22 protein-coding genes are annotated in these 22,656 nt (G+C 71.6%); 9 read left to right on the plus strand and 13 right to left on the minus strand.

Translation table 11 applies throughout. From position 1 onward, the window contains the following. The first annotated feature begins 4 nt into the window (after nt 1-4). The 3 genes from BR85_RS10510 (at nt 5) to BR85_RS10520 (ending at nt 2,823) form a co-directional block, all read left to right on the plus strand. On the plus strand, nt 5-544 hold the full coding sequence (locus tag BR85_RS10510; RefSeq protein WP_155947940.1) for a hypothetical protein: 540 nt from the start codon (nt 5-7) through the stop codon (nt 542-544). Between the two features lie 193 nt (nt 545-737). Then, nucleotides 738-1,316, plus strand: coding sequence for a hypothetical protein (locus BR85_RS10515; protein WP_036272022.1), 579 nt, complete (start codon nt 738-740; stop codon nt 1,314-1,316). Between the two features lie 88 nt (nt 1,317-1,404). Beyond that, the gene (locus BR85_RS10520; protein WP_028494759.1) at nt 1,405-2,823 is read left to right on the plus strand and encodes an HNH endonuclease signature motif containing protein; all 1,419 of its coding nucleotides are present in this window, start codon (nt 1,405-1,407) and stop codon (nt 2,821-2,823) included. Nucleotides 2,824-2,905: 82 nt separating this feature from the next. Here the strand turns inward: BR85_RS10520 and BR85_RS14935 are convergent, their stop codons facing one another. After that, the gene (locus BR85_RS14935; RefSeq protein WP_051526081.1) at nt 2,906-4,384 is read right to left on the minus strand and encodes a P-loop NTPase family protein; all 1,479 of its coding nucleotides are present in this window, start codon (nt 4,382-4,384) and stop codon (nt 2,906-2,908) included. 33 nt (nt 4,385-4,417) lie between these two features. Between BR85_RS14935 and BR85_RS10530 the strand changes: the two genes are divergently transcribed. The 4 genes from BR85_RS10530 to BR85_RS10545 all read left to right on the plus strand — a co-directional run bounded on the left by BR85_RS10530 (nt 4,418) and on the right by BR85_RS10545 (nt 9,023). Then, entirely contained in the window at nt 4,418-5,863 is a 1,446-nt protein-coding gene (locus BR85_RS10530; protein ID WP_051526082.1) for a tyrosine-protein kinase domain-containing protein, read from the plus strand. A gap of 43 nt (nt 5,864-5,906) precedes the next feature. Then, nucleotides 5,907-7,715, plus strand: coding sequence for a DUF4012 domain-containing protein (locus BR85_RS10535; protein ID WP_028494760.1), 1,809 nt, complete (start codon nt 5,907-5,909; stop codon nt 7,713-7,715). A gap of 25 nt (nt 7,716-7,740) precedes the next feature. Then, nucleotides 7,741-8,289 (plus strand): hypothetical protein, encoded by a 549-nt coding sequence (locus BR85_RS10540; protein ID WP_028494761.1) that lies wholly within the window; start codon nt 7,741-7,743, stop codon nt 8,287-8,289. Between the two features lie 188 nt (nt 8,290-8,477). After that, the gene (locus BR85_RS10545; protein WP_028494762.1) at nt 8,478-9,023 is read left to right on the plus strand and encodes an LPXTG cell wall anchor domain-containing protein; all 546 of its coding nucleotides are present in this window, start codon (nt 8,478-8,480) and stop codon (nt 9,021-9,023) included. 58 nt (nt 9,024-9,081) lie between these two features. Here BR85_RS10545 and BR85_RS10550 read toward each other — a convergent pair whose 3' ends face one another. From BR85_RS10550 to BR85_RS10560, 3 genes are all read right to left on the minus strand, one after another. Further along, complete coding sequence (locus BR85_RS10550) at nt 9,082-9,768, minus strand: endonuclease/exonuclease/phosphatase family protein (protein WP_028494763.1); 687 nt, start codon at nt 9,766-9,768, stop codon at nt 9,082-9,084. A 50-nt stretch (nt 9,769-9,818) separates the two neighbouring features. Further along, entirely contained in the window at nt 9,819-10,694 is an 876-nt protein-coding gene (gene truA / locus BR85_RS10555; RefSeq protein WP_028494764.1) for a tRNA pseudouridine(38-40) synthase TruA, read from the minus strand. A gap of 1,059 nt (nt 10,695-11,753) precedes the next feature. Continuing rightward, entirely contained in the window at nt 11,754-12,647 is an 894-nt protein-coding gene (locus BR85_RS10560) for a carbohydrate kinase family protein (protein WP_028494765.1), read from the minus strand. A gap of 654 nt (nt 12,648-13,301) precedes the next feature. Here BR85_RS10560 and BR85_RS10565 point away from each other — a divergent pair. Continuing rightward, nucleotides 13,302-15,347 (plus strand): acyltransferase family protein, encoded by a 2,046-nt coding sequence (locus BR85_RS10565; RefSeq protein ID WP_051956223.1) that lies wholly within the window; start codon nt 13,302-13,304, stop codon nt 15,345-15,347. Here the strand turns inward: BR85_RS10565 and BR85_RS10570 are convergent. From BR85_RS10570 to infA, 7 genes are all read right to left on the minus strand, one after another. Continuing rightward, nucleotides 15,341-16,369: a GNAT family N-acetyltransferase gene (locus tag BR85_RS10570; RefSeq protein ID WP_051526299.1), complete on the minus strand. Its 1,029-nt coding sequence runs from the start codon at nt 16,367-16,369 to the stop codon at nt 15,341-15,343. The genes BR85_RS10565 and BR85_RS10570 overlap by 7 nt on opposite strands. A 79-nt stretch (nt 16,370-16,448) precedes the next feature. After that, the gene (gene rplQ / locus BR85_RS10575) at nt 16,449-17,024 is read right to left on the minus strand and encodes a 50S ribosomal protein L17 (protein ID WP_028496506.1); all 576 of its coding nucleotides are present in this window, start codon (nt 17,022-17,024) and stop codon (nt 16,449-16,451) included. Nucleotides 17,025-17,080: 56 nt separating this feature from the next. Further along, complete coding sequence (locus tag BR85_RS10580; RefSeq protein WP_028496507.1) at nt 17,081-18,070, minus strand: DNA-directed RNA polymerase subunit alpha; 990 nt, start codon at nt 18,068-18,070, stop codon at nt 17,081-17,083. 145 nt (nt 18,071-18,215) lie between these two features. Then, nucleotides 18,216-18,614 carry a 30S ribosomal protein S11 gene (gene rpsK, locus BR85_RS10585; RefSeq protein WP_028496508.1) on the minus strand — a complete coding sequence of 133 codons (399 nt, stop codon included), beginning with the start codon at nt 18,612-18,614 and terminating at the stop codon, nt 18,216-18,218. Nucleotides 18,615-18,653: 39 nt separating this feature from the next. Further along, nucleotides 18,654-19,028, minus strand: coding sequence for a 30S ribosomal protein S13 (gene rpsM / locus BR85_RS10590; RefSeq protein ID WP_028496509.1), 375 nt, complete (start codon nt 19,026-19,028; stop codon nt 18,654-18,656). A 153-nt stretch (nt 19,029-19,181) separates the two neighbouring features. Then, nucleotides 19,182-19,298, minus strand: coding sequence for a 50S ribosomal protein L36 (gene rpmJ, locus BR85_RS10595; protein WP_005050492.1), 117 nt, complete (start codon nt 19,296-19,298; stop codon nt 19,182-19,184). A 68-nt stretch (nt 19,299-19,366) separates the two neighbouring features. Continuing rightward, nucleotides 19,367-19,588 carry a translation initiation factor IF-1 gene (gene infA / locus BR85_RS10600; RefSeq protein ID WP_028496510.1) on the minus strand — a complete coding sequence of 74 codons (222 nt, stop codon included), beginning with the start codon at nt 19,586-19,588 and terminating at the stop codon, nt 19,367-19,369. A 467-nt stretch (nt 19,589-20,055) separates the two neighbouring features. Between infA and BR85_RS10605 the strand changes: the two genes are divergently transcribed. Continuing rightward, a complete protein-coding gene (locus tag BR85_RS10605; protein WP_231478669.1) occupies nt 20,056-21,021 on the plus strand; it encodes a hypothetical protein in 966 nt (321 codons plus the stop codon). Nucleotides 21,022-21,131: 110 nt separating this feature from the next. Here BR85_RS10605 and BR85_RS10610 read toward each other — a convergent pair whose 3' ends face one another. Beyond that, nucleotides 21,132-21,812, minus strand: coding sequence for a DsbA family protein (locus BR85_RS10610; protein WP_028496512.1), 681 nt, complete (start codon nt 21,810-21,812; stop codon nt 21,132-21,134). Nucleotides 21,813-21,821: 9 nt separating this feature from the next. After that, nucleotides 21,822-22,655: a type I methionyl aminopeptidase gene (gene map / locus BR85_RS10615; protein ID WP_028496513.1), complete on the minus strand. Its 834-nt coding sequence runs from the start codon at nt 22,653-22,655 to the stop codon at nt 21,822-21,824. Between the last annotated feature and the right edge of the window lies 1 nt (nt 22,656).

The following is a 22,656-nucleotide window of genomic DNA, read 5'->3' on the forward strand; positions in this document are numbered from 1 at the left end:
CACATTGCGAGACGACGACGCCTGCGCGCGTTCCAGCACCGTCCTCGAGGCCGAGAGGCCCGCAGGGCTCAACCGCCGCCAGCTGCTGCGCGCCGGGGCGTGGGCCGCGCCGGCGCTCGTGCTAGCCACGGCTGCGCCGGCGGCGGCGGCGTCAGCTCCCATGCCACCCACGCCCGTGTTCAGTGACCACTTCACGTGGGGTACGCCGACCCTCAACGTCTATCACAACGCGATCCAGCTGAACCACGCGGCCCTGCGATACAAGGGCCCCGGCACGATCACCGGCACGATCACGATCAGCGTGACCCCCACGCCCGCCGCCGGATGGATCATGGAGATGCACAACCCGCGGAACGGCTCGTTCGCGCTGACCGGAAACCAGGAGATCAGCATCGGCTTCGCGGCGCATCTCCCCAACTACCCGCGCATCCCGAACGGCACCTACACGCTCACCGCGACGCTCACCTTCAAGCGGACGGGCGCGCCTGCCGGCACTCCGAACACGAGCGTCTCCTACGCCTTCGGGTCCGTCACGCAGCAGTAGACCGCCCGGTCATTCCCGGTGACCGCTGCCTTGCAGGGCCACCGAGCGGTCATGACCATGCCTATCGCAGGGTGAGCGCACTTCCTGCTCAAGATCCTCCCAAGTCCCGCAGGACGGCGGAATCGCGACCCTACGCTCGCGAATGATCACGGCCCCGCAGTCGTGATCTCGACCGTGATCTGGGGAGTTCACCATGCGATCAACCGACGCTTTCGCGGGTGCTGGCGCGGCCCTCGAGGCCGAACGGCCTGCCGGCCTGAGCCGCCGCCAGCTGCTGCGCGCCGGCGTATGGGCCGCACCCGCGCTGGTGCTGGCCACGGCCGCGCCGGCGGCGGCCGCGTCGGCACCCACCAAGGTCCCTGCTCGCATGTACACCTTCAGCCAGAACGGCATCAGCGAGGTATGGGACGGGAAGGCGAACGTCGTGACGGCGTTCTTCGGCGCGGTCAACTTCCAGCCCGGCGGCCCTGCGACGGTCACTGGGGCGACGCTGACGCTGACGCTGGACAAGAAGGGCCTCGAGGAGACGAAGCCGATCGTCGTCTCCGGCGCCGGATGGGTTGCGGCGACGGCAGCTGCGCACGGCAATTCGATGGTGTACACGTTCGTGTGGGCCGGCGCGACATCGGCCTACACCGACTCCCCCACGCTGCAGTACAAGCTCATCGCCGACGGCAAGACGCGATCGGACAAGGCCAAGCCGAAGACGGCATCCGGCACCCTCACCGGCGCTCAGATCCAGACCGCCACCAACCAGGTCACCTGGACCTGATCACCGGGCTGTCGACCCGCGACGATGCTCGAGCGCGGCATCCGAATCGCTCCGCACCAATGTCGGAACCCCTCACCACAATGGGGGTATGACAACCTCGACGCCGGCCTCCGGGAGCGATGCCTACCTGGCATCCCTCGCCGAGATCGTCGCTGACGTCGAGGCCACCGAGCGTCACGTGAACGCTGCGCAGGTCGCGCAACTTCGGGTGCTGGCACGCGCGGGTCAGCTCGCCGAGACGCAAGCGGTCGGGGCTGCGGCCCGGGTCCGAGCGCACGACATGGCGTTGCGGTCGATCGCCGCGGAAGTCGGTGGAGTGCTGCGCGCGACCGACCGGACCGTGCAACGCCGGATCGATGAGGCGCGCACGATCGTGGAGGACTATCCCGCGGCACTGAGTGCGTGGGAGGCCGGACGCATCGCCCGAGGCCACGTCCTGGTGATCGTCGAGACGGGCGCCGTCGTTCCCCCCGACCTGCGTGGCGAGTTCGAAGCCGCCGCGATCGCACGCTGCGAGCGGGATACACCGAACCGTGTCCGCGCCGAACTGGAGATCCTCGCGCAGCGCATCCACCCCCGCTCGCTGACCGAACGGCACGTCGAGGCTGCGGCGACCCGCTGCGTCCGCCTGGTGCCCGGCCGTGACGGGATGTCCGATCTCATCGCGACCCTGCCCACCGTCATCGCCGCGGGCATTCACGACCGCCTTACCCAGCAAGCCCGCGCCGTCATAGACAGCCGCGACACCATCGCGGATGCCGGGAGGGCCGCCCCCGGAGCCGGATTCGGTATCGGGAGCGACGCGGTCGGCGAGGCCTTGGGCGGCGGCGAGGTCGACACGGGCGGTGAGCCCACGGCCGCCGAGCTCGCTGCGACGGATCACCGCAGCACCGACCAGGTGCGTGCCGACATCTTCGCCGACCTGCTCCTCGCCGGAACCCCCGCGATCGATCCGACCGGCACCGGTGACGGGGCGGGTCCACTCGGCGCCATCCGCGGTCATGTCCAGGTCGTGGTGTCGGCGACAACCCTCTGCGGCGCCGACGACGGCCCCGCAGATCTGATCGGCTCCGCCCCCGTCGACGCTGCCACCGCCCGCGAACTCGCCGGCGGCGCACACATCTGGGAGCGACTACTCACTCACCCCCTCACCGGCACGGTCCTCGCCGTCGACAGCTACCGGGTCCCCCTCGCGATGCGCCGATATCTGCAAGCCCGCGACCAGCACTGCCGGTTCCCGGGATGCCGGGTCCCCGCGATCCGCTGCGAGATCGACCACACACTCGACCATGCCCTCGGCGGCCCGACCCACCACTGCAACCTCGGGCACCTCTGCCAACGCCACCATTCGATGAAGCAGTTCACCGCCTGGCGAGTCCGACAACTCCCGGGTGGAGTCCTCGAGTGGACCTCACCCACCGGCAGAACCTACCGCGAAGACGCTCCCATCCCAGCCGTCGCGTTCGTTGCTGCCGTGCCATACGCCGACGACCCGGCCCCGTTCTGAGCTCGCTCGGCGCTCGGCCCTAGGTCGAGGTCGAGGTGGAGGTCCAGACCGAGGCTCACAGCACGTGCGCCGACAGACAGCCCTAGGCGAGTCGCGCCACGCCCACGTCGGCCAGCTCGCCGAGGAACGGAGGCAAGGTCGGCATGACATCGTCCGCGGATACCCCGGCGACCTCGGCGACGGCATCCGCGAGCGCGTCCACCGCGATCGGTCCTCGCTCGTAGAGCTCGCGCCAGATGATCGTGCCGGACGGGTCGAGCGCGCGCGCCAGGCCGTCACCACCCGGTGGGAGCAGCACCACCCGGTCGCCGCTGTCGACCCACGGCACGGCCGACTCGATGCGCCAGCGCGGCAGCCGGTGCTCGATGAGACCCGCCTCCACGAGCTGGGCGAGCGCCGCGCCGACGAGGACCGCCGCGTCCCGCGCGCTGCCCGGCGTCCCGTACGCATCGACGGCCGCCGCGACGAGCTGGTCGACGCTCGCCCCGCTCGCTGCGCGCCACAGCGCCGGCGCGACACCGGCGAGCACCCGCACCGTCCCGGCACCCTCCGCGTCGACCTGCAGGATGGCGATGCGGTCAGGATCGACGAGCGCCACCGCATCCTCGGTCGGCGTGCGGAAGTATCCCGGCACATCCGGGGCGAGGGACGGCGCATCCTCGTCCGGCGGCACCGCGCCCAGTGACGCTGTCCCAGCCGGCGCGCCAACATGCGTGCCAACCAGCGCGCCCGCGGGCATCCCAGCGGGCGTCCCAGCGAGCGCGCCAGCGGGCACACCAGCGAGCGCGCCGGCGGGCACACCGGCAGGCGCCACGGCGGGCCCGCGGGCGAGCGCCGGCAGCACATCGACGAGCGACGACGCCTCCCGGTAGATCACCCGCTGGACGCCGCCGACCCGCGCGAGATGCCCGGCCAGCAGCTGCAACGGCGTCTCCAGCGACGGCAGGTAGCTCGTCTGCTCCACGAGGTCCGCGAGCGCATCGCCCAGGTCGACCTCCTCGATCACCGGCTCCTCCGGCGCATCGGACCGCCGGTCGAGCAGCACCACCGCCGCCAGCTGCAGCGGAGCATCGGGCAGGGCCCGCATCCCGGCATCCGTCGGCGTGCGCTGATGCTTCGGCGCCGCCGGATCGTCGATGACCGACAGCGGCTTGCGGTACGGCCAGACGCGCCCCGCGAGATCGATCGCGACCGTCTCGTCGGACACGTACCCGAATGCGCGCCCCAGAGTCATTGCCGCCGTCGTCTTGCCCCGCCCCGACGGGCCGACGAGCGCGACGACGCGCCCGTCGTCGAGGGCGAGGCCGGCGGCATGCAGCATCCACACCTCACCGCGGCGCGCATCGATGGCCGCGAGCGTCACCCGCTGCGACAGATCCGCGAGCATCGCGGCGTCGTCGACACCGAGCAGCGGCGTCACCACGGCATCCACCCGGCCCATGTCGTCAGCAACGGCATCCCGCCAAGCCGCCGTAACCAGGTTGCGCTGCGCCGCCGTCAGCGCGCCGCCGTCGACCTGCACGATCGCGCCGATCGCGGCGATGCGCAGGGTCCAGGGCACACGCGATAGTGTACGTGCGGACTAGGGGACACCATGGAACTGCAGGACTACCTGCGCATTCTGCGCGCGCACTGGCTGGCGATCGTGCTGCTGACGGTCCTCGGCGGCAGCGTCGCGTTCGGGTGGAGCGCCCTGCAGCCGCGCGTGTACACGGCGTCGGCGAGCGGCTACGTCGCCGCCGCGAACACCGGCAGCGACACCGGCTCCAGCCTCGTCGGCGACCAGCTCGCCCGCGGCAAGGTGACCTCCTACGTCGACATCGGCGGCTGGCGCGCGGTCGCCGAGTACGCGATCTCCGACCTCGGCCTCGCCGAGTCGCCCGAGCAGCTCGTCACGCGCGTCGACGTGTCCAGCCCGCTCGACACCGTCATCATCCACGTCAGCGCGTCGGCCGGCTCCCCCGAGGAAGCACGCGACCTCGCCGAAGCGTGGATCCGCGGCATGGTCGAGCAGATCGACGAGATCGAAGGCGACGGCACGGCAGGCTCCGCCGCCGTGACGCTCATCCCCGGCGACTCCGCGCGCCTCCCGACGAGCCCGTCGCTGCCCAACACCCGCCTCAACGTCGCGCTCGGCGCGCTCATCGGGCTCGCGCTCGGCATCGGCTACGCCGTCATCCGGCACGTCCTCGACCGTCGGGTGCGCAACCCGCGCGACATCGAGCGCGAGACCGGCGTCTCGGTGGTCGGCACGCTGCCGCTGGAGAAGGACCTCACGCAGGACCGCCGCATCCTCATCTTCGACGGCCCGACCGACAACCAGAACTCGACCGCGATGACCGAGGCGATGCGCGAACTGCGCACGAACCTCCAGTTCATGGATGTCGACAATCCGCCGCGCGTCATCGTCGTCTCCAGCCCCCTGCCGGGCGACGGCAAGTCGACCACCGCCGCGAACCTCGCGATCAGCCTCGCCGCCGCAGGCCAGAAGGTGGTGCTGGTGGATGCCGACCTGCGGCGCCCCGTCCTGTCCACCCTGTTCGCGCTGCCGGACGGCGCGGGGCTCACCGACGTGCTCGCGGGCCGCGCGGAGTACGCCGATGTCGTGCACACCGGCGACGTCAGCGGCAACCTGACGCTGCTCATGGCGGGGCGCATCCCGCCGAACCCCAGCGAGGTGCTCGGCTCGCAGCGCATGCGCGACCTGCTCGCCGTGCTGCGCGAGGACGCGACCGTGATCGTGGATTCTCCCCCGACGATCCCCGTGACGGATGCCGCCGTGCTGTCCACGGCCGCCGACGGCGTCCTGCTGGTGGTCTCGGCCGGCCGCACAACCTACGAGATGATGCATAAGGCGCTCGAGAACGTGGCGAAGGCCAACGGCCGCGTGCTGGGCGTCGTGCTCAACAAGGTGCCCAAGCGCGGGTCGGCCGCGGCCTACTACGGCTACCAGTACCACGGCTCCTACACGTCGCAGGTCGAGACGCTCACCCGCAAGGAACGACGCAAGGCAACGGCCGCGGCGACGCCCGCACCCTGACCCCGGGCCGGTCTCCCAGGTGTGCCGACCCTAGAGTGGTCGGGTGAGCGATCCCGTCCTGCCGAAGCCTCTGCGCGTCGCCGGCATCGTCTTCGGGTGGCTGCTCGGGGCGCTGCTCGTCGCCGCGATCGGCGCCACGGCATGGGTCGGCGTCCGCGGGCTGGAGGCGTACGGACACCTGCGGGATGCCGAGGCCACGGCCCGCGAGACCGTGACCAAGATCAGCGACCCCGCCCAGGCGTCGGGCCTCATCGACCGCCTCGCCGCCGACACCTCCGCCGCCCGCGCGCTCACCTCCGACCCGGTCTGGGCCGTCGCGGAGCGCATGCCCTGGATCGGCCCGCAGCTGCACGCCGTGTCGACGGTCGCGGCGGCCGCCGACAACGTCGCCGGCTCCGCGCTGAAGCCGCTCGCCGGCGTCGCGGCGAGCTTCTCCATCGATTCGTTCCGGCCCACGGGCGGGAAGATCGACACCGCGATGTTCGCGGAGATCGCCGAGCCCGCGCGCCTCGGCGCGGACGGGGTGGCCGCCGCCTCGGCATCCGTCTCGGCCCTCGATGGCGACCTCCTGCTGGGGCCCGTGCGGGAGGCCGTCTCCGACGTCGCCGACATGCTCGAAACGAGCGCGAAGGCGACCGACGCCCTGGCTCGCGCGAGCGCCCTGCTTCCCTCGATGCTCGGCGCCGACGGGGCCCGCGACTACCTCGTCGTCTTCCAGAACAACGCGGAGTGGCGATCGCTCGGCGGCATCGTCGGCGCGATGGCCGTCATCCACACCGACGCCGGCACCATGTCGATGACGGCGCAGGGGTCCTCGAGCGACTTCCGGAAGTACGACGAGCCGGTCGTGACCCTCGACCCCGAGATCACGCGGATCTTCGAGAAGCGTCCCGCGCAGTGGATCCAGAACGTCACCCAGGTGCCCGACTTCTCCATCACGGGGGAACTGGCCCGGGAGATGTGGAAGCGCGAGACCGGCGTCGAGGTCGACGGCGTGCTCGCGCTCGACCCCGTCGCGCTGTCATACCTCCTGAAGGCGACGGGCCCCGTCACGCTGCCGACCGGTGACCTGCTGACCTCCGACAACGCGGTGCAGCTCCTGCTGAACGACGTCTACGAGCGCTACGAGAAGCCGGCCGACCAGGATGCGTTCTTCGCCGCCGCCGCCGCCGCCGTGTTCGACACCCTCGCGACGGGGTCGGCGAACCCGACCGCGCTCGTCACGGCGCTCGGCCGCGCCGGCGATGAACGTCGCCTGCTGATGTGGAGCGCGACGCCGGAGGACCAGGCGGTCATCGCGGAGACCACCCTCGCCGGCGGCCTGCCGGTCACCGACCACGAGACGGCCCGGTTCGGCGTGTTCCTGAACGACGGCACCGGCTCGAAGATGGACTACTACGTCACGGCCGACACGACCGTCGGTTGGGACGCCTGCACGGTCGACGCCCGCGATCGCACCGCCGACCCCGTGACGCTGACGCTCACGCTGACGAACACGGCCCCGGCGGATGCCGCCACGTCGCTGCCGGAGTACATCACGGGCGGCGGCTCCTTCGGCGTGCCCGCAGGCGTCGCGCGCACGGTCGCGTACCTCTACCTGCCCGAGGGGTACACGCTCATCCAGGCGTCGCGCACCGATGCGGGCGGCTTCGGCGGCGGCTTCCACCGCGGCCTGCAGGTGCTCACCTTCAGCACCGACCTGGAGCCCGGCGCATCGGCGACCGCCACCATCACGGTGCAGCCGCCTGAACCGGGGGCCGCGACGGTGACGGCGGACGTCACGCCCACTGTCGATGCCGACGTCCCCACGCGAATTGGCGCTGAGTGCGCGGCCGCGTACGATACACCGTAACCTCCCCCCGGAAAGTGACTCCCCCATGCGCCGACTGACTCGTTTCGCCCTCGCGGCGGCGGTGGTCGTGGGCTCTGCCCTCGCGCTGCCCCAAGCTGCGGTCGCCGCGGGCGTCATCTACCCGCCGTCGGACGCGTGCTCGGTGAGCCCGAGCGCCGCCGGCGCGAACGAGACCCTCGACTTCTCCTGCGGCGGCGCGACCTTCGGCGCGAACGAGACCGTCACGATCACCGTGACAGGGGAGAACGGCGCCGGGGCGAGCTTCGCATTCGTCAAGTTCGCGGTCTCCACCGGCAGCACGGTGCGCACCTCCACCGCCACCGGTGCGCTCGCGCCCGTGTCGATCACGCTGCCGAGCAACGCGAGCGGCGTCTACAACATCGAGGCCATCTCCGCGACATCGGCCGGCGGGGTCGCCAGTGCGACCGTCGCGGCGGACGGCCAGCTGCCCGTGACGGGCGGAGACAGCACTCAGCTGCTGGGCCTCTGGATCGGCGGCGGGGCGCTCGTCGTCGCCGGCGCCGCGATCGCGATCGCCACCGCGGTGCGGCGCTCGCGTCGACGCGATTCCTGACCGGTCGTCGCCCGCACCGATTGTTCCCGCGACCGGGTCGGAAGTTTACGTAAGCGTAACCCAGGGGATTTGCGGATCCGGGGGCATTCCTGAATACTTGCCGGGACGAACCTATTCCTTGGCTGACCGCTCCACAATGCATTGATGGTCAGGGACTCCCCCCTCCCCGAACTGAAAGCAGGATGCTCATGAAGCTCCGTCTCCCCCAGGCCGTCGCCGCCGTCGCACTCGCGGCCGGCCTCGTGTTCGCCCCCGTGGCCGCCAACGCGTACACGCCGACTCCCGTCGGCGGCGGCAGCATCACGATCACCCCCGGCGCCCCCGTCACCCTCACGTTCACGGGCTTCGCGCCGAACGAACCGGTGAACTTCTTCCTCACCGGCGAGAACGCCTCCGGTGCGACCCTCGCTGCGGCGAAGTTCGTGCTCCAGACCAACGTCCCGATCGGCTCGAAGACCGCGAGCGCCGCCGGCTCCGTCTCGCCGACCATCACGCTCCCGAGCAACGCGACCGGCACCTACACGCTCACCGCGACCGGCGCGACCTCCGCCGCGTCCACCACGGCCACGATCACCGTCGCGGCCGCGTCGGGTGGCTCGACGCTTCCCAACACGGGTGGCGACAGCGGCCAGCTCCTCGGCCTGTGGATCGGTGGCGGCGCCCTGCTGCTCGCCGGTGGCGGCATCGCCGTCGCGACCACGGTCCGTCGTCAGCGCGGCCAGGCCACGGCCTGATCTACGTACGCGAAACGCCCCCGAGCTTCGGCTCGGGGGCGTTTCTGTTTGTGATCGGCTATGCGACGGCGCTGGCCGCCACCGGCTCCGCCACCACGAGGATCGGCAGGTGGTCGCTCTGCCCCTGCGGCAGGGTGCGCACCGTCTCGATGTCGAACGACACCGACGTGGCGAAGTCGTAGTGCCCGCGGAAGAACTTGTACCGCGTGTATGTGCGCACATCGCTGAGCGTGAGCTCGTAGCCCTGCGCGCGCACCTTCTGCCCGAGGTTCTCCTTGAACACGGGGTAGTTGTAGTCGCCGACCATGAGGATCGGCAGATCGTCGCCCAGGGTCGACAGCTCCGCGAGCGCCGCGCCGATCTGGTGGCGCCGCAGCGAGTTCAGTGCCGTGAGGGGCGCCGCGTGGAAGGACGCCACGATGAGCTCGCGGTTGTGGTCGATGTCGTGCAGGCGCACGCCCAGCATCCGCTCTTCCGCGGGCTTCAGCACGCGGTCGTGCAGCGACTTCTTCAGCGACATCGACCTCGCCTCGATGAGCCGGAACGTGTTCTCGCGGTAGTAGACCGCGAGGCCCAGCCGGTTGCGGGATGTCGCGTCGGCCAGCCGCAGCCCGCCGATCTCGTCGGGGATGTCGCTGGTGTCGGCCTCCTGGAGGCAGACGACATCCGGGTGGTGCTGCCCGATCAGGCCGGCGAGCTCGCCCGCGGCGCGGTGCTTGCGGAGGTTGTACGAGATGACCTTCATGACCCTCCCACCCTATGCGCACGCCCTATGGACGGGCTTCACGCGTGCCGTCAGTCGTCGTCGTCGGTGTCGTCGTTGCCGTCGCCGAGCACGCGGCGGGCGCGCGTCTGCTCGGCACGCAGGGCGAGCAGGTCGTCCGCGGGGTAGCCGACCTCGGTGAGGCTGAGGCCGCGGGCGGCGAGCACCTTGAACTCGCTCGTGCGCACGCCGTCGTCGCGGAGCGACGCGACATCCTCCACGTCCAGGCGCCCCTCCCCGACCGCGACGCACGCGCCCACGAGCGCCCGCACCATGCTGTGGCAGAACGCGTCGGCCTTGACGTTGGCGATGAGGATGCCGGCGGCGTCGCGGTGCCAGTCGAACTCGAGCAGCGTGCGGATCGTCGTCGCGCCCTCGCGCGGCTTGCAGTAGGCCGCGAAGTCGTGGAGCCCGATGAGGGAGCGGGCCGCGGCATCCATCGCCTGCTCGTCGAGGTGCGCGCGGACGGTCGTGGTGCGATGCCGTTCCATGGGGTCGTAGCCGGTGCGGCGGTCGGCGATGCGGTACGCGTAGCGCCGCCACACGGCGCTGAAGCGGGCGTCGAAGCCCTCGGGCGCGAGGGACGTGCGGCGCACCGTCACGTCGGGATACTGGCCCAGCACGCCCACGATCCGCGGGGCGAGGGCGTCGACCGGGTCGGTCGCGTCGTGCCGCGGGCGCCGCTGCAGGAGCCGCCCCTGCTGCGCCTCGTCGAGGTCGACGTGCGCGACCTGGCCGCTCGCGTGCACGCCGGCGTCGGTGCGGCCCGCGACGACGAGGCGAGGGCTGCCGCCGAGGATGCGGCCGAGCGCGCCCTCGATCGTGCCCTGCACGGTGCGGAGCCCGGGCTGGTGCGCCCACCCGCGGAAATGCGTCCCGTCGTAGGCGATGTCGAGGCGGATTCGCACACACCCAGCCTACGGCGGGCGCGGGTTGGGCCCCGCCTCGGCTCGGGGTTGGCGGGGCGGGGCGGGGCCGTGTGGCGGGCGGGGGCGCTGCCGCGGGTTGGACCCCGCCTCGCGGTTCGCCCCGCGCCGACCCGCCTCGCCTCGCGCCTCGCGGTTCGCTCGCGCCGACCGGCCTCGCCTCCCGCCTCGCGGTTCGTTCGTGCCGACCGGCCCCGCCTCGCGCCTCGCGGTTCGCTCGCGCCGACCCGCCCCGCCTCGCGGTTCGCGGGCGCCGAAGTGCGGGTCAGGCGCGGGCACACCCGCACATCGGCGCCGATGAATCCACAGCCGACTCTTCACACGCGCCGAAGTGCGGGTCAGGCGGCCACGCATCCGCAGTTCGGCGCGGATGAAGGCGCGGCCACGCATCCGCAGGTCGGCGCAGAGCAAGGCTCAGACACCCAACCGCAGGAAGCGCAAGATCAGCGCAAGAGCCTCGCAAGATGTTCCCCCGGTGGTAGGCCATGTCCGGGCCCGGGGTTACATTTCTCTCACGCCCCGCTGGGGAGGGGTCGCTCATACGGTTGGTGTCCGGGGGGAACTGCCAGCCGCAACGTGGGCGATGATGCGTACATCGTCGCCCACGTTGGAGCACGGTTCTGCCGGGGCTTCTGGTTGTGACCGGCGCGGGGGCCATTGGGGGGTGCCCGCACGCGCCGGCCACAACCAGCGAGAGCGTCTCCAGCCCGCAGAGCGGGATGGCGCTGTCGCGACGCCGCCGTCGACCTCACTGGGGGGAGGGGTCGTCTCACGTCGAGCGCTGCTCCCAGCATGTCCGATGTTCGGCGCTGAGGACGAATCCATGCGCGGTATGTCGCATCGGGCTCTTGGGATCGCGGCGCCGGTCCCTCGTCCGAGCGGCGGATTCCGTGCCCGGGCACACCGATCGGATGCGGTTGCCCGCCGACGCACGCAGGATCTCCGCCGTTGGGTCGGCTGCGCGACGGCGGGATGCTGCGCCGGACGCGTCGTGGCAACGCGGCGATGCCCGGCGGCGAAGCGCAGCCCGCGGTTCTCGGGTCAGCGCAGCGCGGCGGCGACCTCGGCGCGCGTCGGCGGATTCGCGCCCACCCGGGACACGGTGATGCCCGCGGCGACCGCTGCGCGGCGCATCGCGCGCTCCACCGCGGCCTCGGAGGTGAACAGCATCGGATCGTCCAGGGCGCTCGAGACGAGGCTCGCCATGTACGCGTCGCCCGCGCCGATCGTATCCGCGACGTCGACCGGCCAGGCGGGCACCTCCAGGATGCCGTCCGGCCCGAGCGCCATCGCCCCGGCGGATCCGCGCGTCATGACCACGAGCCGCGCGCCGTGCGCGGCGATGTCCGCGAGGACCTCCTCGGGCTGGCTGCCGGGATACAACCACGCCGCGTCCTCGTCGCTGAGCTTGACGAGATCCGCGGCACGGACCGCGTCGCCGAACCGGCCCAGCGCGGCGTCGCGGTCGCCGACGAGCGCCGGCCGGATGTTGGGGTCGATCGACACGAGCGCGGCGCCCCGCGCCGCATGCCGGAGCGCCTCGAGCACCACTGCCCCGCCGGGCTCGAGGAACAGCGCGATCGACCCGGAGTGCACGAGGCCGATCCCATCGAGGTTCGGTACGGGGATCCGCCAGTCGATGTCGAACACGTAGGAGACCGACCCGTCGGCACCCAGCCGCGCGCGGGCGGTCGAGGTGGCGGCATCCCCCCACGACTGCGGCGTCAGGGCCGCGCCCGACGAGGCGAGGTGCTCGGCGATCCGTGCCCCGCGCGGATCGTGCCCGATGCGCGTCTGCAGCGCCGTGAGGTGGCCCAGACGCGCGAGACCGACCGCGACGTTCGCCGGACTCCCGCCGACGAGCTCGCGCGAGCCGTCCGCGCTCTCGACGATGTCGATCAGCGCCTCGCCGATGACGAGCACCCGTTGTTCCACCGCGCCTCCTTGCGTCGCTCCGAGTCTCCCAGGTGCACGCGCCCCGCGCACGCCCCCGCCGCCCCGCATCCCCCGCCGCGTGAGAAACCACATCCAGCATCGCAAACCACGGTACGCGTGATGTCTCACGCTCGATGTGGTTTCTCGGCCCGGGACGGGGCGCACACCGCGGCACGTGCCCCGCGCACGCCCCGCAGCACCCCGGCGCGCCCCGCGCACTCCCCGCCGCCCGGCATCCCCCGCCCCGTGAGAAACCACACCCAGCATCGCAAACCACGGCAGGCGTGATGTCTCACGCTCGATGTGGTTTCTCGGCCCGGTGGGGGCGCCGGGCCGGTGAGCGCTCGGCCCGGTGGGGGCCCGGCCCAGGGGGCTCGGCGGGGGCTCGGCCCGGTGGCGGCGCCGGGCGCCCGGGCCGCGCCCCGCGCACGCCCCGGCCGCCCGGCATCCCCCGCCCCGTGAGAAACCACATCCAGCATCGCAAACCACGGCACGCGTGATGTCTCACGCTCGATGTGGTTTCTCGGCGCCGCGCACCCCGCGGCGGCACCACGCGCACCCCCGCGACGCGCGCCGCCGGGCACCGACCAGGGCAGGGTCGAAACGTAGACTGGATGGGACGTCTCCGAGCCTCCGTCGCACCTCCTCCCCCCTATGACTTCTTCCGCTTCCGCGCGCTTCGCGGGCCTCGACGGCCTGCGCGCCGTCGCCGTCCTCCTGGTGGTGATCTACCACCTGTTCCCCGCCTGGCTGCTGCAGAGCGGCTTCATCGGCGTCGACGTCTTCTTCGTGATCTCCGGGTTCCTCATCACCTCGCTGCTCCTGCGCGAGCGCGAGCGGAACGGCCGCATCGCGCTCGGCCCGTTCTGGATCCGCCGCGCCCGCCGCCTCGTCCCCGCGCTCGTCGCGGTGGTCACGGTGTGCGCCTCCGCCGCCTGGCTGATCGGCGGCGACGTGCTCGTCGGGCTCGGCCTGCAGGTCGCCGGGGCGGCGACGTTCTCCTACAACTGGCTGTCGCTCGCGACCGGCGCCTCGTACTTCACGGCCTCGCAGCCCGAAGTGTTCCGCAACCTCTGGTCGCTCGCCGTCGAGGAGCAGTTCTACCTGCTCTGGCCGCTCCTCCTCCCCCTCTTCCTCCTGCTGCCCGGACGCTGGCTGCGCACCGCCGCGGCCCTCGCGCTCGGCGCCGGGTCGGCCGCGTGGGCCGTGACGCTCCTCGCGACGGCGGAGCCCACCCGCACCTACTACGGCACCGACAGCCACGCGTTCGGACTGCTCCTGGGCGTCGCCCTCGCCTTCGCCCTGCAGGGCGCCACCACCCGCACGGCGCCGCCGCTCGCGGTCCGCCTCATGGGACCGGTCCTCGGCACGGCCGCGCTCGCAGCTCTCGTCGCGCTCGCCACCATGACGCCCACGACGGATGCCGTGACCTTCCCCGGCGCCCTCGTCGCGGCATCCGTGCTCGCCGGCGTCGTCATCGTGGTGTCGGTGCGGCCGGGGTCACTCTTCGGTCGCACGCTCGACATCGCGCCGCTGCGCTGGATCGGCGAACGCTCCTACGGCATCTACCTGTGGCACTGGCCGCTCGTCGTGCTCGTGACGGCGGCAGGCAGCGGCACGACGGCGGATGCCGGTGTGCCCGTCGCCGCGGGCGCGACCGCCGCCGTCCTGACCCTGGTGCTGTCCGAGCTGTCGTACCGGTTCGTCGAGCAGCCGGTGCGCGTGCACGGGTTCCGCGGGGTCGGGCGGCGGGTGCGCGCGCGGCTGGCGTCGTCCCCCGCGCGCCGGTTCGGCGCCGTCGCATCGATCGTGGCCGGCGCCGTGCTGCTCGGTGGGACGACGGCCGCCGTGGCGGCGGCGCCGGAGACCACCTCAAGCGAGGCCGTCGTGCAAGCGGGTCAGGACGCACTCGACCGCGCCCTCGCCGACGCGGCAGCGGGGCCCGAAGCCCCGCCCGCCCCCGCCGCACCCCCGGCCCCGACCGTCCCCGCCGCCCCCGACGCCGCCCCACCCGCGGCCGCGGCCCCGAGCCCGACCCCCTGCGCCACGCCCGGCCCGCAGCTGCCCGCCGGGGATACCGCGGCCCCGTGCCGCCTCGCCGACGACCGCCCGGCTCCGCCGGCATCCGCACACGTCGCCGGCGACCGCGTCACGGCGATCGGCGACTCCGTCATGCTGGCATCGGCTCCCGGACTGCTCGAGACCTTCCCCGGCATCCATGTCGATGCGGAGGTGTCCCGGTCGATGTGGACGGCGCCCGAGATCCTCACCCGCCTCGCCGACCAGGGTCAGCTGCGCGAGTACGTCGTCGTCGCGCTCGGGACCAACGGCCCCGTCGACGGCGCCACCCTCGAGGACGTCGCCCGCATCGTCGGACCGGCCCGCCACCTCGTCCTCGTCAATGCCTTCGCACCCCGCGACTGGATCCCCGGGGTCAATCAGGAGATCGCCGCGTTCGCGGCATCCCATCGCGGCGTCTCGATCGCCGACTGGTCGGCGGCCATCGACGACCGGACCGACCTGCTGGCGAGCGACCGGATCCATCCCGGCGCGGCGGGCGGGAAGGTGTTCGCGGATGCCGTCGCGACGGCCGTGCAGCGCGTCGAGGACGAGCAGCTGCAGGCGCGCTACGAGGCCGCCGACCTGCTGTGGTCGATCCGCCACGCGATCCCGGTGCGGGAGGGCGGCCGGCCTCAGTAGTGCTTCACGAGAGCGCGTGAGCGGTCGGTGGCCGTGAAGCCCAGCCGCTCGTAGAGCGTGTTCGCGCCCGTCGGGCTCTCCGTGTCGACATCGAGGACCGCCTTCTCCAGGCCCGCCTCCGCGATCGCGGCCAGCGTGCGCGAGACGACGAGCGGCGCGAGGCCCCTCCGGCGGTGATCCCGCACGACGCCGATCAGGTCGATGTACGCGTTCGAGGCGCCGAGCGTCCCCCAGTCGTCCTCGTTCACCGACGCCAGGCAGAACGCCACGATGCGGTCGCCCACCACGGCGACGCGCGAGAGATCGTGGCGGAAGAACGGGCCGCCGACGAACTGCTGCCAGCGCTCCGGGTCGGTCGGCAGGCTCCCCCAGTGGTCGCGGAAGGCGTCGTTGCGCGCCGCGCGCCCCGCGTCGCGCATCTCGGGGGTGAAGGGCACGACCCGGATGCCGTCGGGCTCGGGGAGATCCGGGAGCGGGGCCGCGCTGTCGCGCACCATGCTCGTGAACCAGCGCTCGGTCTGCAGCCCCAGCCGCTCCGCGATGACGACCGCGCCGGCGTCGCGCTCATCGGCGTACATGACTGCCTCCGCCGGCAGCGGGGAGCCCGACTCGGCGAACTGCCGACGTGCCCGGGCGAGTTCCCACTCGGCCACCGCGGTGCCGATCCCGCGCCGCCGCCACTGCGGGTGCACGACGCCGTCGAGGTAGGCGCGGACCACCGACGAGCGGTCGGCGTGCGGCATCGCGATGCCGACGGCGACGGCGGTGCCGTCCGCGGCGAAGCCGACGAGGGTGTCGCGGACGGGGTTGACGTGGCTGAGCTCGAGCGTCTCCTCGAGCTCCTCCCGGGGCGTCGTGTAGGTGGGGTGATCGACGGGCGCCGCGGCCGCGTAGACGCTGTGCATCGCGTCGATCTCGCCCAGGCTCGCGGGGCGCCACTCCGCGACGTCCGGGTGCGCCGGCGGGGCGGGATCCGGCGTCGGTCCGAGACGCTCGGCGAGAGGCAGGTCGTCAGTGCTCACCGTTCCAGCGTACCGAGCCGCCCGGACGCGGAAAGGCCCGCTCCCCGAAGGGAGCGGGCCTTTCACACGGTGCGGAGCCTTACGCGGACTTCTCCTCGACGGCGTCCTCGGCGGCGGCCTCAGCGGCAGCGCCCTCCTCCTGCGACTCGGCGCCGGCGGCAGCGGTCTCGTCGGCCTCGACCGGAGCCTCGGCGGCCTCCTCGACGGGAGCCTCCTCGACCGGGGTCTCCTCGGCCGGAGCCTCGGCGGCGGGAGCGGCCTTGGCGGCCTTCTTGGCGGACTTCGCCTTCGGCTTCACCGGCTCGAGGACGAGCTCGATGACGGCCATGGGGGCGTTGTCGCCCTTGCGGTTGCCGATCTTCGTGATGCGGGTGTAGCCACCCTCACGCTCGGCGACGAGCGGCGCGATCTCGGTGAAGAGGACGTGCACGACCTCCTTGGAGCCGATGACGCCGAGCACGCGACGACGCGCGTGCAGGTCGCCGCGCTTGGCGAACGTGATGAGACGCTCGGCGAGCGGGCGAACGCGCTTGGCCTTGGTCTCGGTCGTGGTGATGGACTTGTGCGTGAAGAGGGCCGCGGCGAGGTTCGCAAGCAGCAGGCGCTCGTGGGCGGGGCCGCCTCCGAGGCGGGGACCCTTGGTGGGCTTGGGCATGTCAGTTACTCCAGTTGAAAAGTGTCAGCGAGAGACCCGGGCGAGCCGGAGTCGACTCAAACGGTCTCGTCGTCGTATCCGCCGTAGAAGTGCGCGCCGTCGAACCCGGGGACCGAGTCCTTCAGCGACAGGCCGAGCGAGATGAGCTTGTCGCGCACCTCGTCGACCGACTTCTGGCCGAAGTTGCGGATGTTCATGAGCTGCGTCTCCGAGAGGGCGACGAGCTCGGACACCGTGTTGATGCCCTCGCGCTTGAGGCAGTTGTACGAACGCACCGACAGGTCGAGGTCTTCGATCGGCATCGACAGCTCGTTGGTGAGGACCTGCTCGACCGGCGCCGGGCCGATCTCGATGCCCTCGGCCTCGACGTTCAGCTCGCGGGCGAGACCGAACAGCTCCGTCAGCGTGCGGCCGGCCGAAGCGACGGCATCCCGAGCCGAGATCGAGGACTTCGTCTCGACATCCAGCACCAGCTTGTCGAAGTCGGTGCGCTCCCCGGCACGGGTCGCGTCGACGCGGTAGCTGACCTTGAGGACGGGCGAGTAGATCGAGTCGATCGGGATCTGACCGGCCTCGGCGTACTCGTTGCGGTTCTGCGTCGCCGAGACGTAGCCGCGGCCACGCTCGATCGTCAGCTCGAGCTCGAACTTCGCGTTGTCGTTGAGGGTCGCGATGACCAGGTCGGGGTTGTGCACCTCGACGCCCGCGGGAGCGGAGATGTCCGCCGCGGTGACCTCGCCGGCGCCCGTCTTGCGGAGGTACGCCGTGATGGGCTCGTCGCGCTCGGAGGAGACCACGAGCTGCTTGATGTTGAGGATGATCTCGGTGACATCCTCCTTCACGCCCGGGATGGTGCTGAACTCGTGCAGCACACCGTCGATGCGGATGCTGGTGACCGCGGCGCCGGGGATCGAGGACAGCAGGCTGCGACGCAGCGCGTTGCCGATGGTGTAACCGAAACCGGGCTCCAGGGGCTCGATGACGAACCGGCTGCGGAACTCGCCGATCTTCTCCTCGGTCAGAGTGGGACGCTGTGCGATGAGCACTATGTGTTCCTTTCAGTCACGTGACCGCTATTTGACACGTGCAGTTGGTGAGGTTTTGAGTTTTTGTCGTCGGATGCCGCATGAGTCGCGGCCTCCGGGAAACGGCGGCAGCCGGGGCACCGTGAGGTGCCCCGGCTCCGAATGATCAGACGCGGCGGCGCTTCGGGGGACGGCAGCCGTTGTGCGCCTGCGGGGTGACGTCCTGGATGGACCCCACCTCGAGGCCGGCGGCGGTCAGCGACCGGATCGCGGTCTCGCGGCCCGAGCCCGGACCCTTCACGAAGACGTCGACCTTCTTGACACCGTGCTCGGCGGCCTGGCGGGCAGCCGACTCGGCGGCCATGCCGGCCGCGTACGGGGTCGACTTGCGCGAGCCCTTGAAGCCCACGCCACCGGAGGACGCCCAGCTGATGACGGCGCCCGACGGGTCGGTGATCGAGACGATCGTGTTGTTGAACGTCGACTTGATGTGGGCGTGGCCCAGCGCGATGTTCTTCTTCTCCTTGCGGCGCGGCTTGCGCGCGGCGTTCTTGGCCTGTGCCATTTTGCGTTCTCCCTAAATCCTTGGGGCGCCGGCGGAGGCCTAGCGCGCCTTCTTCTTGCCGGCGACGGTGCGCTTGGGACCCTTGCGGGTACGCGCGTTCGTCTTCGTGCGCTGACCGCGCACCGGGAGGCCGCGGCGGTGACGGACGCCCTCGTAGGAGCCGATCTCGACCTTGCGGCGGATGTCGGCGGCGACCTCACGGCGGAGATCACCCTCGACCTTGTAGTTGCCTTCGATGTGGTCGCGGAGCGTGACGAGCTGCTCGTCAGTGAGGTCCTTGACCCGGATGCTCTCGTCGATCTCCGTTGCCTTGAGGATCTCGACCGAGCGGGTACGGCCGACGCCGTAGATGTAGGTAAGCGCGATCACAACGCGCTTGTCGCGCGGGATGTCAACGCCGGCAAGACGTGCCATGCGGTTCTCCTAGGGAGTGATGGAGGTGTGGAGCAGGATCGGTGCCCGGGCCTCCGCCCGAGGTGTCCCCGACCGAGGTCGGTTCTTGTTCCTGCCTGTGTGTGTATTGAGTTGTGGGTTCGCGGGGCGGATGCCGACGGCATCCGCTTCACGTCAGCCCTGGCGCTGCTTGTGGCGCGGGTTGGACTTGCAGATCACCATGACGCGCCCGTGGCGGCGGATGACCTTGCAGTGGTCGCAGATGGGCTTGACGGAGGGGTTGACCTTCATGATGTTTCCTGTTTCGCTGTCTTCGTACCCGGGCACAGACGTGCTCGGGCCGTTACTTCTCAGCCGGTCTAGCGGTAGCGGTAGACGATGCGTCCGCGCGTGAGATCGTAGGGCGAGAGCTCCACGACGACGCGGTCCTCCGGGATGATGCGGATGTAGTTCTGCCGCATCTTGCCCGAGATCGTGGCCAGGACCTTGTGTCCGTTGGTGAGCTCGACGCGGAACATCGCGTTGGGCAGCGCTTCGGAGATCACGCCCTCGATCTCGATGACACCGTCTTTCTTAGCCATAGCCTCGTTGTCGCTTGTGCAGACCGGCCGGTCTGCGGGTGGATGGGGTTCGGTGCCTCGACACGCCAATAAAGGCGCAAGGCACCAAAGATCAAGTGTACGTGGTATCGGGGCCTCCGGCAACTCGGGCCCGGCTCGCCCTCGCCCCGCGGTGCGTGTGCGGGGCGGGTTTCCCCCGCCGCGCCGTCGCCCCGCGCAGCCGCGCCGCGTTGCCGGGCCCCGCCGCGCCCGCCGCCGCGCCGAGAAACCACATCTGGCATGAGAAACCACATCCGGCATGAGAAACCACGGCTGTCGCTGTTTCTCGTGCAGGAAATGGTTTCTCAGGGCGCCGACGAGGCCGGACGCGGGCCGAGCAAGGGTGTCCGGCGTCTCCTGCACAGGGCGAGGCGGAGACGGATCCCGTCCACCGGCGTGGCGGATGCGGTGCGTGCGCGCCGCGGAGCGACGACGATGAGCGGATGCCGATGGCTCCGACCCTCCTGTCGCCCGCCCCGCTCATCACCATCGAAGAAGCCCGCGCGCTCGGGACGCGGGTGCATTCTCCGGCCTACCGCCGAGTGCGTCCCGGCATCTACATCGAGGGCCGGGTGTGGGAGTCTCTGGCCGGGTGGCAGCGGTATCAGGTCCGGGTGCAGGCGTTCACCCGTGCACACCCGGATGCGATCCTCTGCCTCGAGTCTGCCGCCGTCGTGCACGACCTCCCGTTGTTCGGGCACCCGCGCGACATCCACGTCTACGACCCCGACCGCGCGGCATCCCGTCGATTCGGCGACGTCGCCGTGCACACCAGCGCCGACGGCCGGGCGGTGCAGCTCGTCGCCGGCATCGCGGTGACCGATGTGGCCGACACGGTGGTCGACCTGGCCCGCATCCTCCCGCCGGCGCATGCGCTGGCGGTCGCCGACGCGGCGGTGTCCCCCGCGCAGGGCGGGTCGCTCGACGTCGACGAGCTGCGCGGCCGCGCTTCGACGCAGTGCACGCGCCGCGGCCGCGCGCGCCTCGAGCTCCTCTGGCCGATGATCGACTCGCGGTCGGAGTCCCCCGGTGAGAGCATCAGCCGCGCCGTCATCCTCTGGAGCGGCCTCGAGGCGCCCGAACTGCAGCGGGAGTTCCGCTACGAGGGAGCACTGGACCGCGTCGACTTCTTCTTCGCCTCGGTCGGCGTCATCGGCGAGTCCGACGGGTGGGGGAAGTACGGCCTCGACGATCCGGCGGGAGCTCAGCAGCGCCTCCGGGAGGAGAAGCGCCGGGAGGATCGCCTCCGCCGCCACGGCCACGCGTTCGCGCGCTGGGACTACGCCGACGCCGTCCGCGTCGAGCCGCTGCGCCTCGCCCTGCTGCGCGCCGGGGTTCCTGCGGTGCGCCGGCCGCGACCCGCGCTCCTCGCGACGCTGCGCCGCAACCCGCGCTCACTTCCTCCCGGACAGTGAGAAACCACATCCGGCGTGAGAAACCACGCCTCGCGTGATGTCTCGTGCTGGATGTGGTTTCTCGGCGCCATGCAAGGTCCGCCGCGACCCCGACCCCGACCCCGCGGAACCTACTCGAACAGCGAGGCGAACTCGCCCACGGCGGGGATCGTCGAGTTGGCGATGACCTCGCCGTTGACCACGAGCGTCGGGGTTCCGATGCCGGAGGCGCCGGGCTGCACCGGGGTCTCCTCGGTCTTCGCGGCCACGAACTTCTCGTACTGGACCTCGGTGACGCACTCGTCGATCCCGTCGACGCCGACGCCCGCGGCGATCTCGAGGATCTGGTCGTCGGTCAGGCCGGTCGACCCCTCCTCGGGCTGGTTCTGGAACAGAGCCTGCATGAACGGCACGGCGGCGTCGGGGTCCGCCTCGGCGACGCAGTACATCGCGTTGGCCGAGCGGGTCGAATACGCGGTGCCCTGCGAGTACCGGTCGAGGATCGCGATGGGGTGGATGTTCAGCGTGATCGTGCCGTCCTCGACGAGGCTCAGCATCTCCTCGCCGTACGCCTCCTCGAACTGGCCGCAGATCGGGCACATGAAGTCGATGTAGGTGTCGAGGGTCTGCTCCCCGTCGCCAACGACGACGGCGCCGGTCTCCTGGTTGACCCCCGACCCGCTCGGCGGCGTCCCGGGGTCGGTCGCGGCGTTGTTCATCCACACGACCAGGCCGATCACGAGCGCGAGCACGACGAGCACCGCTGCGCTCACCCAGATCGCGAACCAGTTGGTCTTGCCTGCCGTTGCCATGAGAACCCCTTAACCGATCCGCGCCGGCACGACGCCGAAGGGCGCGAGTCCGGCAGCTCCGCCATCGGGCGCGGTGAGCACCCAGATGCCTCCATCATGCACGGCGACGCTGTGCTCCCAGTGGGAGCCGTCGCTGCCGTCGACCGTCGTGACGGTCCAGTCATCGTCCTCGACGAACGTCTCGTCAGAGCCGCCGGTGACCATCGGCTCGATCGCGAGGCAGAGCCCCGGGCGCACCTCGGGCCCGAGGTCGGCGACGCGGTAGTTGAACACCGTCGGGCCCTCGTGCATGCGCCGGCCGATGCCGTGCCCGACATAGTCGCGCAGGATGCCGTAGCTCTCGCCGGAGGATTCGATCGAGGTCTGCACGGCGTCGCCGATCTCGCCGACGCGCTTCGCCGACGCGAGCGCCGCGATCCCGGCCCACAGCGACGTCTCGGTCACGTCCGACAGACGCTGCCGCGCGGCGACGAGCTCAGGCCGCGCCGGGTCGGGCACGACGACGGTGATCGCCGAGTCGCCGTTCCAGCCCTGGTACTGCGCACCGCAGTCGATCGACACGATGTCGCCCGGCTCGAGCACGCGCTCCCCCGGGATGCCGTGGACGACCTCGGCGTTGACGGAGATGCAGGTCGTGTGGCGGTAGCCGCGGACCAGCTGGAAGTTCGACTCGGCACCCCGTGAACGGATGACGTCGGCGGCGGCGGCATCCAGTTCACCCGTCGTGACACCCGGCGCGATGAGCGCGCGGACGGCGTCGAGGGCAGCGGCGGTGATGAGGCCGGGTTCGACCATCGCCCGCAGCTGGGCGGGGGTCTTGTACAGGGAGCGGCGAAGACCCACG

The organism is Microbacterium sp. UNCCL10 (genome assembly GCF_000746195.1).
GTDB lineage: Bacteria > Actinomycetota > Actinomycetes > Actinomycetales > Microbacteriaceae > Microbacterium > Microbacterium saccharophilum.

Excerpts from the sequence above, each read along its gene's own strand:
- rplQ (WP_028496506.1), bottom strand. The coding sequence starts at position 17,024 with ATGCCCAAGCCCACCAAGGGTCCCCGCCTCGGAGGCGGCCCCGCCCAC.
- rpmJ (WP_005050492.1), bottom strand. The coding sequence starts at position 19,298 with ATGAAGGTCAACCCCTCCGTCAAGCCCATCTGCGACCACTGCAAGGTC.
- BR85_RS10545 (WP_028494762.1), top strand. The coding sequence starts at position 8,478 with ATGAAGCTCCGTCTCCCCCAGGCCGTCGCCGCCGTCGCACTCGCGGCC.
- BR85_RS10520 (WP_028494759.1), top strand. The coding sequence starts at position 1,405 with ATGACAACCTCGACGCCGGCCTCCGGGAGCGATGCCTACCTGGCATCC.
- rpsM (WP_028496509.1), bottom strand. The coding sequence starts at position 19,028 with ATGGCACGTCTTGCCGGCGTTGACATCCCGCGCGACAAGCGCGTTGTG.
- BR85_RS10530 (WP_051526082.1), top strand. The coding sequence starts at position 4,418 with ATGGAACTGCAGGACTACCTGCGCATTCTGCGCGCGCACTGGCTGGCG.
- BR85_RS10565 (WP_051956223.1), top strand. The coding sequence starts at position 13,302 with ATGACTTCTTCCGCTTCCGCGCGCTTCGCGGGCCTCGACGGCCTGCGC.
- BR85_RS10550 (WP_028494763.1), bottom strand. The coding sequence starts at position 9,768 with ATGAAGGTCATCTCGTACAACCTCCGCAAGCACCGCGCCGCGGGCGAG.
- infA (WP_028496510.1), bottom strand. The coding sequence starts at position 19,588 with ATGGCTAAGAAAGACGGTGTCATCGAGATCGAGGGCGTGATCTCCGAA.
- BR85_RS10610 (WP_028496512.1), bottom strand. The coding sequence starts at position 21,812 with ATGGCAACGGCAGGCAAGACCAACTGGTTCGCGATCTGGGTGAGCGCA.
- rpsK (WP_028496508.1), bottom strand. The coding sequence starts at position 18,614 with ATGGCACAGGCCAAGAACGCCGCGCGCAAGCCGCGCCGCAAGGAGAAG.
- BR85_RS10605 (WP_231478669.1), top strand. The coding sequence starts at position 20,056 with ATGGCTCCGACCCTCCTGTCGCCCGCCCCGCTCATCACCATCGAAGAA.
- BR85_RS10515 (WP_036272022.1), top strand. The coding sequence starts at position 738 with ATGCGATCAACCGACGCTTTCGCGGGTGCTGGCGCGGCCCTCGAGGCC.
- BR85_RS10540 (WP_028494761.1), top strand. The coding sequence starts at position 7,741 with ATGCGCCGACTGACTCGTTTCGCCCTCGCGGCGGCGGTGGTCGTGGGC.